Below are 13,818 nucleotides of genomic sequence, written 5' to 3' on the forward strand. Positions count from 1 at the left end.
GCCGCGCGGCTTTGTCGAACCCTTGCGCGCGCAGGTGCGCGCTCAGGCGACCTTGCGCAGGCGCGGCACGAGCATGCCCGAGCAACTGGGCACCGCCGCGCCGCGTGCGAGCAGCCGGCGCGGCTCGAACGGCCCGGGCAGGCGCCAGCGGGCGGTACGGTTCGCATCGAATCCGAAGAAGCGGCCATAATATTCGGGATCGCCGATCAGCATCAGCGCCTCGGCGCCGGGCAGCGCGCTCACGTCCGCCGCGTCCAGCATTTCCTGCATCAGCCGGCGGCCGATTCCGCCCTGCTGCAGATCGGGCTCCACCGCGACGGGGCCAACCATGACGAGCGGCACCATCGGCCCCGAATCGCTCGCCAGCGCCACCGGCCAGCTCTGGATCGTGCCGGCGAGCTTGCCATCTTCGTTCAATGCGGCAAAACTGAACGGGCGAATCGGCTGGGTGCTCTGCCGTACGCGATAGGCGGTACGCAGATGCCGCTCGGTGCCGAACGCACGGTCGAGCAACGCCTCGACGGCGTGCGGATCGACCGCATCGAGCGCAACTATCTGAACCACCGCCTATCCTTCCCCGCCTCGGACCCGATGCCGAAAGGCGCGCGCCTTAGCGTTCCCTCGGCGGAGCGCAAGCGCGGATTTTGCCGATGGACATGCAGAATCTGCACGGGAAGTGCCCGGGCTTTCGGATGCGGCGCGATCTGCTATGGCGCGCGCCTGTTTCGCCTCAGGAAAGGCCGCTCGATTGCCCGATTCATTGCAGCTTCAGGTCATGGACCTCGAGGTGGAGGTGCTCACCGGAGTATATTCCGAGGAGACGCACCTGCCGCAGCCGCTGCGCATCTCCGTCATCGCCGATCTCGATTTGCCCGAGCGTTTTCTGCCGGACACGCCGCTCAGCGCCTCGAAAAGCTATATCGACCTCAAGCACGCCGCGACCGACGCGCTGCCGAAGGACGTGCACTTCACGCTGATCGAGGCGGTGGCCGACCATATCTGCGAGACGCTGTTCGTCTCCGATTCGCGGGTGCGGCGGGTCGAGGTGCGGATCGTGAAGCTCGCGATTGCCGAGGCCGACGAATCGATCGGCATCACGCTGGTCCGCCACCGGCGCTGAGCACCGGCGGCGGGGCAGGGCTCAGGTGCAGGGGCCGAGGTCGCGCAGCACGACGTGATAGTCCTCGCGCGCAGCCTGCGCGTTTTCGGGCGTCTCCGCGGTGATCGCGCTGTCGGGCAGCGTCCTGGGAAGTCCGCAGGCCAGCCGGTACCAGGCGAGCGTCTCGGGCTTGGGCGCGCCCGCATTGGGGTCGACGATGTCGCCCAGCGACACGCCCCAGTGCGGCTTCTCGCCCGGGCGCCGCAGGACCTGCAGCGAGATCGGCGCGCCGGTGGCGGTCTTCACGAAGATCTGGGTCTCGCCTTCGCCGGGGAGCGCGCCCGGCACATGGAAGGCATTGCCGATGCCGGTCACCGCCGGCGGGGCGTCGCTGGCCAGCACTTCGCGGGTGATGCCGCGGGTGCGCGCGTCAAGCTCGGGACTCCACAGATATTGACTGTCGACTCCGGTCAGCTGGATCTCGCCGGGCTTGTTGCCGACCGGGCGGGCGAACAGGAGCACGCGCTGCTTTTTCAATTTGGGTAGCTTGCCGCGAGAATCGAGGGGTACGTCCGCCAGGTACGAAATCTGGGTCGGAAGTGCGCTGCTACCGCGAATCAGTGCCAGCACATCGGCGGTGACGTAGAGGCGCGCCCGTCCCGATGCGAGACCGGGTGCCGCATTTTCCTTGATACGGATCATGTCGCTGATCCGCGCGTCGATCACCAGCGGCGCGTTTACTACGGCCGTCGCGACGGTGGCATAACTGGGTAAGCCACTTTGCGCTTCTTGGCGGATTTGCGCGGTTTGCGGGGCGGGTTGCGCAGACGCAGGAAATGCCGCAGCGCAACAAAACAGCAGGGGTAGGGCAGTTTTCATGCCGCTGCCGGTACCGGATTGTGCCGATCTTATACAGAAATAATTCTGCCATGGGCGCATTGTACGACCAATTCGTCCGACAAAGAGTTTGCGTCGTCGGAATGCCCACGATACAGACTCGGTGCTCTCGCCATCAGGGGCGCAGTGTGACCCGAGGCGAGCGGACTTGTGCGCGGCTGCCAGCCGGCCAGGGTCGCAAGCAGGATTAGAGGGAGTGACGTTGCCGAATGGCTTACGCTGACCGGAATGTAAGTGGCAGTCGTGTGGTAGCGATCGTAATCGTCGCTATCATCGTGGCTGGCATGGGTTATGCCTTCGTCACAGGTCTGGCATACCAATATATCAAGAAGAAGGCGGAAGAGCTGAAGACCTTCGAGGTCGAAGAGCCGCCGCCCCCGCCGGAGGAGATTCCGCCGCCGCCGCCGCCGCCGGACACGCCGGTGCCGCCGCCCCCGACCCAGGTCGTGGTGCCGCCGGCCATCGTGCAGTCGGTGTCGCCTGCGCCGCCGGTCGCCACCACCAACATCATCCCGCCGCCACCGCCGATCACGCCGCCTGCGCCTCCCGCGCCGCCGGCTCCCCCGGCCCCGCCGGCCCCGCCGCGGGTCGCGAAGGCACTGAAGCCGCGCAGCTCGCCGGGTTCGTGGGTGACGAACGACGATTATCCGTCGGAGTCGCAGCGTGCGGGTGAAGAAGGTGTCACGGGCTTCCGCCTCGACGTCGATGCGACGGGCAGGGTGGTTTCGTGCACGGTCACGTCGTCCAGTGGCTCGAGCCGTCTGGATAGCCAGGCGTGCAACCTGCTCAAGCGTCGTGCACGCTTCGAGCCGGCCGAGGATGCGAACGGCAACAAGATTCCGGCTCCGTACGTGAACCGGTTCAGGTGGCAGATCCAGAAGTAACTCTCCGGTTTCCGGTCCGCCGGGCAAGGTGGACCGGCTTGCGCAAGAAGCTATCTTTTAGAGGAAAGACCCAAAATGCTCACGACCATTCTCGCTGCCGGTGCCGCCGCAGCTAAGGGCGGCGAAAGCCCCTATGGCCTCCAGCAGGCGCTGAAGGAAGGCGGCCTGATCTCGCAGTCGGTGTTCACCATCCTGGTGCTCATGCTCTTCGTGTCGCTCTACATCCTCTTCACCAAGCTGTTCGAGCAGCAGAAGATCATCAACCAGGCGAAGCGCGTCCGCGCGACCTTCTGGAGCTCGTCGAGCCTGCGTGAAGGCGCTGCCAAGCTCGAGAAGAACTCGGCCTATCGCCAGATCGTCGACGATGGCCTGGAAGCCCAGGAGCAGTACAAGCTGCTGACCGACCCGGTCGAAGCGCATGACTGGCTGCACGGCTCGCTGGCCCGTTCGGAAGGTTCGATCAACTCGGCGCTGGGCGGCGGGCTCGCCTTCCTCGCGACCGTCGGTGCGACCTCGCCGTTCATCGGTCTGTTCGGTACCGTTATCGGCATCTACCGCGCGCTCATCAAGATCGGCTCGGCCGGTCAGGCTTCGATCGACGCAGTCGCCGGCCCGGTCGGTGAAGCGCTCATCATGACCGCACTCGGCCTCGTCGTCGCCGTGCCGGCCGTGCTCGCCTTCAACTTCCTGCAGCGCCGCAACAAGGCGATCGCCGAGAACCTCAACGCGTTCTCGAACGACGTGCTCGGCTACCTGGCTTCGGACGGCCGCGTGAAGCCGGCGACTGCCGCTGCCGCGAAGAAGCCGGCCGTTGCCGCTGCTGCGAAGCCGGCGACCACGACCGCTGGCCAGACCGGCGGCGCCCCGACCCGCCCGTAAGACCAAGGTCGCAGGGCTGCGCAGGTCGCGTGGCCCTGCCGCCGGATCGCGATCCGGCGCACAAGAGGATAGGATAACGCCCAATGGCGATTAGCACAGGCAGCGGCGGCGACGACGTACCGATGTCGGACATCAACACCACGCCCCTCGTGGACGTGATGCTGGTTCTTCTGATCATCTTCCTCATCGCCGTTCCCGTTGTGGTCCAGACGATCGACCTCGCGTTGCCGAAGGTGCAGTTCGAACCGACGACCACGAAGCCGGAAAATGTCTCACTCTCGGTCAAGGGCGGTCCGGACGGTTGTGAGATCTACTGGGGTCTGACCCGGGTCAACCACACCGAGCTGCTCGACAAGGCGGTTGCCAAGCTGAAGGCCGAAATCGACCGTCAGGGTGGCCCGAACGCCGCAGGTCTCGAACTTCCCGAAGTTCATATCCGCGGTGACATCAACACGCCCTATCGCTGCATCGGCGGCACCATCTACACGATGCAGATGGCGGGTTTCGTGAAGGTCGGCTTCATCTCGGAACCGGAGCCCGGTTCGGGCAACGCCCGACTCTGAACGGCCTCGCTTAAGGAGTTACGACAATGGCAATGAGCGCAGGCCGTGATGACGGCGAGCCGATGATGGACATGAACACGACGCCGTTGATCGACGTCATGCTCGTACTCCTCATCATGTTCATCATCACCATTCCGGTCCAGACGCATGCGGTGAAGGTCGATCTGCCGCAGCCGAGCAACAATGCGTCGCAGCCCGTCGAGCCGGACAAGAACAAGGTCTATATCGACGCGCAGGGCCAGGTGTTCTGGAACAGCATGCCGATCAACGACGTGATGCTGCGCCAGTATCTGGACGCATCGCTGCAGCGTTCGCCGGAACCCGAGCTGCACTTCCAGCCGGATCCGGCCGCGCGCTACGACGTGGTCGATCGCGTGCTGGCTATCATCAAGCGGGCGAACGTCACGAAGCTCGGCTTCGTCGGCAACGAGCAGTACCGCAACGATTTCTGATCCGCGGCGCGGTCAGAGTATTTTGGGAAGGCGGCCCTTCGGGGCCGCCTTTTTTGTGTCTCAGGCAAGCGGTGGCGGCGGGGAAGGGGCTGGCCTGCGGAGCGATCTCCCGGATTGCGGCGCGCCTGCTGGCGCGATGCCGGCAAACGATGGCCGCTCGCGCCTCAGCGCAAATGCGGGGTTGCGACCGTGTCGCGAACGTGTCACGTATCAGTCATCCAAGTGTCATAAAAATGCAACCTTGGTGTCACGACTGAAAGGAGAGCGTTATGTCGATCAAACTTGTCGCAGCGGCCGCGGTGTCCCTCCTGGCCCTCGCCTCGCCGGTGCTCGCACAGGATAGGAACCTCGCGGCCCGCGAAATCATGACGGGTTCCTATGCGACCGCCGAGCAGAAGCTTCTGGACCAGATGCGCTTCGACCAGCGCCCCGAGCTGCAGCTGAACCTCGCCGCCATCTATTATGCCACCGGCAGGGTCGACGAAGCGCGCGCGCTGTACCGCGACGTGCTGCAGAAGGACGACGTGCTGATGACGGTGACGACCGATCGCGTCGCAGGGTCCCATGCCATCGCTCAGACCGGTTTGCGCTACCTCAGCCAGCGCCAGACGATCGCATCGCGCTGAGCGGGCAGCGAGCGGGTCGAGATCCGATCCGCTCTCGTACTGCTATAAAAGGTGAAAGCGCGCCAGGCTCCGCCGGCGCGCTTTTCCTTTTGGGCAGCAGATCGAGCTTAGAAGCTGGCCCAGTCGTCGCCGTCCGCGATGGCCTGGACCGGGACGGCGCGGATGGTGCCCGGGGCCTTGGCTGCGGCCGTCTGTGACGGCAGCACCGGCCGGCGCAGCGGCGCCTGCGGGCCACCGGTCTGGAAGGTGGCGGCATGGGCATCGAGCCGCGCGACCTGCGCGGTGAGCTGGCGCGCCGCGGCGGAGGTTTCCTCGACCATCGCGGCATTCTGCTGGGTCGCACGGTCCATGTCGCCGATCGCGCTGCTGATCTCGCGGATCGCGCTCGACTGGGCGCGATTGTCCGCGGCGATGCCGCCGAGCAGCTGGTGAACCTCGCCGACCGTGTCGACGATTGCCGCGAGGGCGTTATCGACGCGCTCGACTGCGCCGCGGGCGATCACGACCTCGGATTGGGTGACGGTGAGCTGATCGCGGGCGCGCTTGGCCTCTTCCTCGGCGCGCATCGCGAGCGCCGAAACGAGGTCGGCGACGACAGCGAAGCCGCGGCCTGCCTCACCCGCCCGGCCGGCCTCGACCGCGGCGTTCATGGCCAGCACGCGCGTCTGGAAGGCGATCTTGTCGAGGCCCTCGATGACGCTGTCGATGCCCTTGGCGCTGTCCGACACGCGAGTCATCGCCTGCACCGCTTCGTCGGCGGTGCTGCGGCCCGAGCCGACGACGCCGATCGCCTGGTCGGCGCGCTCCACCGTCACGCCGGCTGCGGTGGCGGTCGCGTCGATCCGCTGGTTCATCTGGGCGATCGCCGCGGCAGTCTGCTCGAGACTGGCGGCGTTGCCCTCGGTGCGGCGCGCCAGATCCTCCGATGCGCTGGCGATTTCGTTCGAGCCGGTGCGGATCGACGCGGTGCCTTCGAGCACCGTGCCGATCAGTTCGCGCAGGCTGCCGATCGCCGAGCGGAAATGATCGGCGAGCTTGGCATAATCCGTCGGGAAGTCGTGGCCGATGTCCGCGGTCAGGTCACCGCCGGCAACCTTGGCGAGGGCCTGGCCGAGCGCGTCCATCGCATGTTCGCGGGCTGCCTCGGCCTCCCGGTCGCGGCTTTCGGCTTGCTGGCGGGCAAGCTCGGAGGTGCGGAAATGCTGGAGCGCTTCGGCCATCGCGCCGATCTCGTCGGTGGCGGCATGGGCGGGGATGGCGATGTCGACCTTGCCGGCGGCAAGCGCACGCATTGCATCGGTCATCTGCACCAGCGGTGAGAACATCCGGCGACCGGCATACCAGGCGGCGCCGGCGACGAGCAGCGAAATCAGCGCCGCCGACAGCGCCAGCGTCCAGCGCGCGCCGCCGATCGCGCCCATCACGTCGTTCTCGGGAATGCCGACGAACAGGATACCGATCGTCTTGCCCGACGCGTCCTTGATCGGATCATAGGCAGTGAAGAAGCGTTTGCCGAGGATGTCGGCGGTGCCGCGATAGGGCTGGCCCTTGCCGAGCACCGTTTCATAGGCGGCGTTGCGCGCGAGCGGCGTGCCAACCGCGCGGCTGCCGTCTTCCTTCATGACGTTGGTCGAGACGCGCATGTCGCCGCGGAAGATCGTGGCGGTCCCGCCGACGAGGCGCTTCACTTCGTCGACCGGCGCGTCCCAATCGTTGAGCTTGTGGGTGCCGACATAGAGGTCGTCGCCGTCAACGCGGAAGTCCGCGCCATAGCCCTTGATCACGCTCCAGGCGACGCGCATGTTCACTTCCTGGCGCTCGGCGGCGGTCTGTGCGGCCTGCTGCATCAGTGCGCGATCGGCGACGAAGAAGGTGGCGATGGCGAGCAGGAGCATGCCGCCGACGGCGAGCATCGTCGTCTTGGAAGCTAGCGATAGGTTGTGAAAGCGCTTGAGCATGTCGATCCCGTCAAAATGGCCCCGCGACGCGTAATCCACGCTCAATGCGGTAATCTCCGTATTCATTATAGTGCAGGAAGTTGGCGGCGGTTTTCAGGGGTGCCTAAGGGCAATTACGGAGACCTCTCCGTTGCGCATCGAGATCTTGGCGAAGGAGGGAAGGATGGAGGAGGACGCCACCGGCGGGTGTCAGTGCGGCCGCATCCGCTACCGGGTGCGGATCGAGAATGACGACGCCTATCTCTGCCATTGCCGGATGTGTCAGCGCGCGACCGGCGGGGTCTCGATCGCCTTCAAGGGCGTGGCCAAGGCGAACGTGACCTGGGAGCGGGAGCCCGATCGCTATCGCTCGTCGCCGATCGCCGAGCGGGGCTTTTGCCGCGAATGCGGCACCCCGCTGACCTTCGAATTTCTCGACGGCGAGAACCTGGACCTGACGATCGGCAGCTTCGATGCGCCGGACCGCTTCCAGCCCCGCCACAACTACGCGGTGGAGAGCCTGCACGAACAGTGGCTCGACACGACCGCGCTGCCCCGATACCGCACCGAGGACAACCCGAACGTCGTCAAACGATGGATGGACGCAATTGGCCGACTACCCGACTGAAACGCACCGCTTCGCCAGCTTCGATGGGCAGGAGATCGCCTGGACCGAGATGGGGGAGGGGCGGCCCGTGGTGCTGATCCACGGCTATTTCTCCACTGCCGAGGTCAACTGGATCAAATACGGCCATGCCGCAAAGCTCGCCGCGCGCGGCCTTCGGGTGATCATGCCGGATCTGCGCGCGCACGGGCACAGCGCCAAGCCGCACGATCCCGCCGCCTATCCGCCCGACGTGCTGATGCGCGACAATTTCGCGCTGATCGCGCATCTCGGGCTCACCGACTATGACCTGGGCGGCTACTCGCTGGGGGCGCGCACTGTGGTGCGGATGCTCGCCAACGGCGCCACGCCGGACAAGGTGGTGCTCTCGGGCATGGGGCTGGACGGGCTGGTCGCGACCAAGGGCCGCGGCGCCTATTTCCACCGCGTGCTCACCAATCTCGGCAGCTTCCAGCGCGGCAGCTCCGAATGGCTGACCGAGGCCTTCCTCAAGACCACCAAGGGCGATCCGGTCGCGCTGCTGCGCATCCTCGACACCTTCGTCGACACCCCGCGCGACGAAATCGCGGCGATCACCCAGCCGACCGCCGTCATCTCGGGCGCGGACGATTACGACAATGGCTCGGCCAAGGAAGTCGCGGACCTGCTGCCGTACGGCCTGTTCATCGAAATCCCGGGCAATCACATGAGCGCGGTCACCCGGCCGGAGCTCGGCGATGCGCTGGTCGAGTTCCTCGCTGGTTGACGGGGGTGGGCAAGGCGCGGCAGGGTCGCGCCTTTCTTGATTCCCGGGGACTTAGCATCATGATCCGTACCGGCCTTTCGCTCGCGGCGCTCGCCGCGATGCTCGCCGCACCCGCCCAGTCGCAGACCAGCACGACGCCCGCCGCCGCGCCGACCGCGTCGGACGCCGCCGCGTTCCTGACGCGCGCGCAGCAGGAAATGGCGGCGTTCACGCTGACCGCCTCGCGGGTCGCCTGGGTCAACGCGACCTACATCACCGACGATACCGACGCGCTGGCGGCCGATTACGGCGCCAAGGGCACCGAGATGGCGGTCCGCTTCGCGCTGGATGCCGCGCGCCTGCAGAAGGCGCCGGGGCTCACGCCGGAGCAGCAGCGCCAGCTGACCATGCTCCGCGCCGCGCTGGTGCTGCCCGCGCCGACCACCCCGGGCGCTGCCCAGCAGCTCAGCGACATTTCGACTAAGCTCGGCTCCTTCTACGCCAAGGGCAAGGGTACGCGCGGCGGCAAGCCGATCAACGGCAGCGACATCGAAGCCGCAATGGGCACCAGCCGCGATCCCAACGAGCTCAAGGAGATGTGGGTCAGCTGGAACGACGCTGTCGGCGCGCCGATGCGCCCCGATTACACCAAGCTGGTCGGCATCGCGAATCAGGGCGCCAAGGAACTGGGCTTCGCCGACACCGGCGCGCTGTGGCGCTCGGGCTATGACATGCCGCCCGCCGAGTTCGCGGCGATGACCGACAAGCTGTGGAACGAAGTGAAGCCGCTCTACGTCGCGCTCCACACTTATGTCCGCCGCAAGCTCAACGAGAAGTATGGCGACGCGGTGCAGGCCAAGACCGGCCCGATCCGCGCCGACCTGCTCGGCAACATGTGGGCGCAGGAATGGGGCAATATCTATGACGTGGTCGCGCCCAAGGGCGCCGGCGATCTCGGCTATGATGTGGGCGACCTGCTCAAGGCCAAGAACTACGACTGGAAGAAGATGGTTCAGACCGGCGAGGGCTTCTACTCCTCGCTCGGCTTCGCGGCGCTGCCGGGCACCTTCTGGGAACGCTCGCTGTTCCTGAAGCCCGCCGATCGCGAAGTGCTGTGCCACGCCTCGGCCTGGGACATCGACGAGAAGGACGATATCCGCATCAAGATGTGCATCAAGGTGAATGCGGACGATTTCGTCACGATCCACCACGAGCTCGGCCACAATTACTACCAGCGCGCCTACAAGGCGCAGCCGGCGCTATACCGCAACGGTGCCAATGACGGCTTCCACGAGGCGATCGGCGATTTCGTCGCGCTGTCGATCACGCCCGAATATCTGGTGCAGATCGGCCTGCTCGATCGCGCCCAGGTGCCGAGCGCCGACAAGGATATCGGCCTGCTGCTCCGCCAGGCGATGGACAAGGTGGCGTTCCTGCCGTTCGGCCTGCTGGTCGACAAATATCGCTGGCAGATCTTCGACGGCACGATTCCCGCCAGCCAGTATGAGGCGGGCTGGAACAAGCTGCGCCTCCAGTACCAGGGCATCGTGCCGCCGGTGGCGCGCGACGAGACCAAGTTCGACGCGGGGGCCAAGTATCACGTGGCCGGCAGCGTGCCGTACACGCGCTACTTCCTTGCGCGGCTGCTCCAGTTCCAGTTCTACAAAGCGGCGTGCGACCAGTCGGGCTGGAAGGGCCCGCTGCATCGCTGCAGCTTCTACGGCAACAAGGAAGTGGGCGCGCGGCTGAACAAGATGCTCGAGATGGGCGCGTCCAAGCCCTGGCCCGATGCGCTGCAGACCTTCACCGGCAGCCGCGAGATCTCGGGCAAGGCGATGATGGAATATTTCGCGCCGCTGAAGACGTGGCTCGACGCGCAGAACAAGGGCCAGCCGCAGGGATGGTGATCGGAAGCGGGCGGCACGCCGAAAGGGTGCCGCCCCGTTTTACGCCTCCGGATCCTGATCCGGGATCATGTTCTCGTCGGCGATCTCGGCATTCCATTCGGCCGAGCTGTCGGTGCCGTCGGGCTGGTGTGCGGTGCCGGGCTGGGTGTCGGGCGTCTCGCGGGTCGGTTCGGGGTTCATGGCGCTCTCCTTGTCCAAGGGAAACGCGCCCGCCGCCGCCCGGTTCAGTGATGCGTGCGGAACAGGAAGAAGGCGCCTGCCGCGATCAGTGCGAAGCCGATCAGATGGTTCATCGTGATCCGCTGCCCCAGATACAGCACCGAGAAGGCGGCGAAGACGGTGAGGGTGATCACCTCCTGCATGCCCTTGAGCTGTGCCGCCGAATAGACCGCGCTTCCCAGCCGGTTGGCCGGCACGGCGAAGCAATATTCGATCAGCGCGATGCCCCAGCTGGTGAGAATGACCAGCAGCAACGGCGCGTTCTTGAACTTCAGATGCCCATACCAGGCGAAGGTCATGAACACGTTCGAGACGAACAGCAGCCCGATCGGCAGCAGGCGATCCATCATCGGCATGGCTGCTCAGCCCGCATAGGCGCCGCGCAGCCGATCCATCGACTCGCGGTGGGTGAGGTCGAGGTGCAGCGGGGTGACGGTGACGAACCCGGCCTCGATCGCGTCGAGATCGGTATCGGGCGCCGCCTGGTGCGGCATCCGCCCCATCGCCAGCCAGTAATAGGGGAAGCCGCGCGGATCGAGCCGCTTGTCGAGCGCGACGCGGCCATAGTCGCGAAACCCCTGCGACACGACCTTGATCCCCTGCACCGCATCGGCCGCGATCGGCGGGAAGTTGATGTTGACCAGCGTGCGCGGCTCCATCGCGACGTCGAGCAGCGGCCGCAGCACGCGCTCACCCCAGGTCTCGGCGGTGTCGAACGGTACCGCATCGCCCATGCCGCTACGCGCGTATCGCTGGCTGAGCGCGATCGAGCGGATGCCCGCGAGCGCGCCTTCCATCGCCGCCGAGACCGTGCCCGAATAGCTGACGTCCTCGGCAAGATTGCCGCCGCGATTGACCCCCGAGAGGATCAGGTCGGGCTTGGCATCGGCCATCACCTCGCCCAGCGCGAACATAACGCAATCCGTGGGCGTGCCCTTCACCGCATAGCGACCCTCGCCGTGGCGGCGGACGCGGAACGGCTCGGTGAGGGTGAGCGAGCGGCCCTTGCCCGACTGCTCCTCGGCGGGCGCGACGACGGTGATGTCGTCGGACAGCGTCCGCGCGATCCGCTCCAGCACGGCCAGGCCGCGGGCATGATAGCCGTCGTCGTTGGTGAGGAGGATCCGCATTAGCCGCGCGGTTCGAGCAGCGTCAGCCCGCCCAGATAGGGCTGGAGCACCGCCGGCACCGACACCGCGCCATTTTCCTGCTGATAATTCTCCAGAACCGCAACCAGCGTGCGGCCCACCGCCAGGCCCGAGCCGTTGAGCGTGTGGACGAAGCGCGTGCCCTTCTCCCCCTCGGGGCGGTAGCGCGCGTGCATCCGCCGCGCCTGGAAGTCGGCGCAGGTCGAGCAGGAAGAGATCTCGCGATAGCGGTCCTGGCCCGGCAGCCACACTTCGAGATCGTAGGTGCGCGCCGCGGTGAAGCCCATGTCGCCGCTGCACAGTTTCATCCGGCGGAAGGCGAGGCCGAGCTTGGTCAGCACGTCCTCGGCGGCGTCGGTCATCCGCTCATGCTCCGCTTCGGACTGGTCGGGGGTGGTGATCGACACCATCTCGACCTTCTCGAACTGGTGCTGGCGGATGAAGCCGCGCGTGTCGCGGCCCGCAGCCCCCGCCTCGGAACGGAAGCAGGCGGTGAGCGCAGTCAGGCGGAGCGGCAGTTCCTCCTCGCTCAGGATCTTCTCGCGCACCGCGTTGGTCAGGCTCACCTCGGCGGTGGGGATCAGCCAGCGACCGTCGGTGGTCTGGAACAGGTCCTCGGCGAACTTGGGCAGTTGGCCGGTGCCGAACAGCGCCTCGTCGCGCACCAGCAGCGGCGGCACGCATTCCTCATAGCCATAGCTGCCGGTCAGCGTGTCGAGCATGAACTGGCCGAGCGCGCGGTGGAGCCGGGCAGCGGCGCCGCGCACGAAGGTGAAGCGCGCGCCGGACATCGCCGCCCCGGTCTCGAAGTCGAGACCCAGCGCCGGGCCGATCGCGTCATGTTCCTTCGGCGCGAAAGCGAAGGCGGGAACGGTACCGCGCTCGTGCACGAACACATTGTCATTCTCGTCCGCACCGAGCGCCACGTCCGGATAGGGAAGGTTGGGCAGGGCGGCGAGCCGGCCTTCCAGTTCCTCGCCCACCGCCTTTTCCTCGGCCTCGAGCGCGGGCATCCGCTCCTTGAGCGCCGCCACTTCCGCCATCAGCGCCGCGGCGGCTTCCTCGTCCTTCTTCGCCTTGGCGGCGCCGATCGCCTTCGAGGCTTCGTTGCGGCGCGCCTGGCCGGCCTGCAGCTCGGTCACCAGCGCGCGGCGGCGTTCGTCGAGCGCCAGCAACGCCTCCGACTGCGGCTCGAGGCCGCGCTTGGCCAGGCCCTGGTCGAAGGCTTCGGGATGTTCGCGGAGAAAGCGGATGTCGTGCATGGCGCGAACCTATGGCCGGGGCCCGTTCCCCACGCAACCCCGCCGCCGCCCGCCCGTTGGTTGCGCTCCAACTGAACAGCGACAAGGAGAGCGCGATGCTGGTTCCCCATGATGCGATGGTGGTGGTCGCCGACGGCCGCAAGCTGCTGATGCTGCGCAACCAGGGCGATGCGGAATATCTCAACCTCGAAGTGGTGCGGAAGGAACTCCACCCAAATCCTAAGGACTCGGATCAGAAGACCGATTCGTCGGGCGCGGCGGCGTCCACGCGCGGCGGCGGGCAGTTCGCATCGTCCGGCGGCACGATGGGCGAAACCGATTTCCATCAATTGGAAGAAGATCGCTTCGCCGCCGAGGTCGCGGGCATGCTCAAGGAAGAGGCGCTGCGCAACAGCTTCGAGTCGCTGATCATCGTCGCGCCGCCCAAGACGCTGGGCGAACTGCGCAAGCATTATCATATCAGCGTCAGCGATCGGCTGAAGGGCGAATTGGCCAAGGACCTGACCGATCATCCGGTGCCGGACATCGAAAAGGCGCTGCAGTCCGCCTGAAGACTCGTGGCGGACGGGGCCTGCGTCGCGTCCGCCACCGCCCGC

The 13,818-nt window shown here is 66.5% G+C and carries 17 protein-coding genes; 10 read left to right on the plus strand and 7 right to left on the minus strand.

The genetic code is table 11. The features are described 5' to 3' along the window. Nucleotides 1-42: 42 nt before the first annotated feature. Entirely contained in the window at nucleotides 43-564 is a 522-nt protein-coding gene (locus CA234_RS05255) for an N-acetyltransferase (protein ID WP_125974228.1), read from the minus strand. Between the two features lie 184 nt (nucleotides 565-748). Between CA234_RS05255 and CA234_RS05260 the strand changes: the two genes are divergently transcribed. Further along, nucleotides 749-1,120 (plus strand): dihydroneopterin aldolase, encoded by a 372-nt coding sequence (locus tag CA234_RS05260; RefSeq protein ID WP_093295416.1) that lies wholly within the window; start codon nucleotides 749-751, stop codon nucleotides 1,118-1,120. 21 nt (nucleotides 1,121-1,141) lie between these two features. Here the strand turns inward: CA234_RS05260 and CA234_RS05265 are convergent, their stop codons facing one another. Further along, nucleotides 1,142-1,801, minus strand: coding sequence for a hypothetical protein (locus CA234_RS05265; protein WP_206431092.1), 660 nt, complete (start codon nucleotides 1,799-1,801; stop codon nucleotides 1,142-1,144). A 404-nt stretch (nucleotides 1,802-2,205) separates the two neighbouring features. On the opposite strand from CA234_RS05265, the gene CA234_RS05270 reads away from it, so the two are divergent. The 5 genes from CA234_RS05270 (at nucleotide 2,206) to CA234_RS05290 (ending at nucleotide 5,400) form a co-directional block, all read left to right on the plus strand. Beyond that, the gene (locus tag CA234_RS05270; protein WP_125974230.1) at nucleotides 2,206-2,880 is read left to right on the plus strand and encodes an energy transducer TonB; all 675 of its coding nucleotides are present in this window, start codon (nucleotides 2,206-2,208) and stop codon (nucleotides 2,878-2,880) included. A gap of 75 nt (nucleotides 2,881-2,955) precedes the next feature. Continuing rightward, nucleotides 2,956-3,759: a MotA/TolQ/ExbB proton channel family protein gene (locus CA234_RS05275; protein WP_125974232.1), complete on the plus strand. Its 804-nt coding sequence runs from the start codon at nucleotides 2,956-2,958 to the stop codon at nucleotides 3,757-3,759. Between the two features lie 83 nt (nucleotides 3,760-3,842). Next, nucleotides 3,843-4,322 (plus strand): biopolymer transporter ExbD, encoded by a 480-nt coding sequence (locus CA234_RS05280; protein ID WP_125974234.1) that lies wholly within the window; start codon nucleotides 3,843-3,845, stop codon nucleotides 4,320-4,322. Nucleotides 4,323-4,348: 26 nt separating this feature from the next. Then, entirely contained in the window at nucleotides 4,349-4,774 is a 426-nt protein-coding gene (locus tag CA234_RS05285; RefSeq protein ID WP_125974236.1) for a biopolymer transporter ExbD, read from the plus strand. Nucleotides 4,775-5,043: 269 nt separating this feature from the next. Then, the gene (locus tag CA234_RS05290; protein WP_125974238.1) at nucleotides 5,044-5,400 is read left to right on the plus strand and encodes a tetratricopeptide repeat protein; all 357 of its coding nucleotides are present in this window, start codon (nucleotides 5,044-5,046) and stop codon (nucleotides 5,398-5,400) included. Nucleotides 5,401-5,507: 107 nt separating this feature from the next. On the opposite strand, the gene CA234_RS05295 is transcribed toward CA234_RS05290, so the two are convergent. Beyond that, on the minus strand, nucleotides 5,508-7,358 hold the full coding sequence (locus CA234_RS05295; protein ID WP_241213265.1) for a cache domain-containing protein: 1,851 nt from the start codon (nucleotides 7,356-7,358) through the stop codon (nucleotides 5,508-5,510). Nucleotides 7,359-7,521: 163 nt separating this feature from the next. Between CA234_RS05295 and CA234_RS05300 the strand changes: the two genes are divergently transcribed. Genes CA234_RS05300 through CA234_RS05310 form a run of 3 tightly spaced genes read left to right on the plus strand, consistent with a single transcriptional unit; the run spans nucleotide 7,522 to nucleotide 10,593 of the window. Next, the gene (locus tag CA234_RS05300) at nucleotides 7,522-7,965 is read left to right on the plus strand and encodes a GFA family protein (RefSeq protein WP_125974242.1); all 444 of its coding nucleotides are present in this window, start codon (nucleotides 7,522-7,524) and stop codon (nucleotides 7,963-7,965) included. A 49-nt stretch (nucleotides 7,966-8,014) separates the two neighbouring features. Then, nucleotides 8,015-8,707 carry an alpha/beta fold hydrolase gene (locus CA234_RS05305; RefSeq protein WP_241213267.1) on the plus strand — a complete coding sequence of 231 codons (693 nt, stop codon included), beginning with the start codon at nucleotides 8,015-8,017 and terminating at the stop codon, nucleotides 8,705-8,707. Between the two features lie 59 nt (nucleotides 8,708-8,766). After that, complete coding sequence (locus CA234_RS05310) at nucleotides 8,767-10,593, plus strand: M2 family metallopeptidase (RefSeq protein ID WP_125974246.1); 1,827 nt, start codon at nucleotides 8,767-8,769, stop codon at nucleotides 10,591-10,593. A 39-nt stretch (nucleotides 10,594-10,632) separates the two neighbouring features. Here the strand turns inward: CA234_RS05310 and CA234_RS24250 are convergent, their stop codons facing one another. From CA234_RS24250 to serS, 4 genes are read right to left on the minus strand one after another with little or no spacing between them, the layout of a single operon-like run. Further along, nucleotides 10,633-10,773, minus strand: a complete 141-nt coding sequence (locus CA234_RS24250; protein WP_164521717.1) for a hypothetical protein — start codon at nucleotides 10,771-10,773, stop codon at nucleotides 10,633-10,635. 44 nt (nucleotides 10,774-10,817) lie between these two features. Next, entirely contained in the window at nucleotides 10,818-11,162 is a 345-nt protein-coding gene (locus CA234_RS05315; RefSeq protein ID WP_125974320.1) for a DMT family protein, read from the minus strand. A 12-nt stretch (nucleotides 11,163-11,174) separates the two neighbouring features. Further along, nucleotides 11,175-11,942 (minus strand): 5'/3'-nucleotidase SurE, encoded by a 768-nt coding sequence (gene surE, locus CA234_RS05320; protein WP_125974248.1) that lies wholly within the window; start codon nucleotides 11,940-11,942, stop codon nucleotides 11,175-11,177. Then, nucleotides 11,942-13,222, minus strand: a complete 1,281-nt coding sequence (serS, locus tag CA234_RS05325) for a serine--tRNA ligase (RefSeq protein ID WP_125974250.1) — start codon at nucleotides 13,220-13,222, stop codon at nucleotides 11,942-11,944. Before serS ends, surE begins: the two co-directional genes overlap by 1 nt. 95 nt (nucleotides 13,223-13,317) lie before the next feature. Here serS and CA234_RS05330 point away from each other — a divergent pair, with 95 nt between their 5' ends. Further along, nucleotides 13,318-13,773, plus strand: coding sequence for a host attachment family protein (locus CA234_RS05330; protein WP_125974252.1), 456 nt, complete (start codon nucleotides 13,318-13,320; stop codon nucleotides 13,771-13,773). Nucleotides 13,774-13,818: the final 45 nt, after the last annotated feature.

Source organism: Sphingomonas sp. ABOLE, assembly GCF_003950455.1.
In the GTDB taxonomy this organism is placed as follows: Bacteria; Pseudomonadota; Alphaproteobacteria; order Sphingomonadales; family Sphingomonadaceae; genus Sphingomonas; species Sphingomonas trueperi.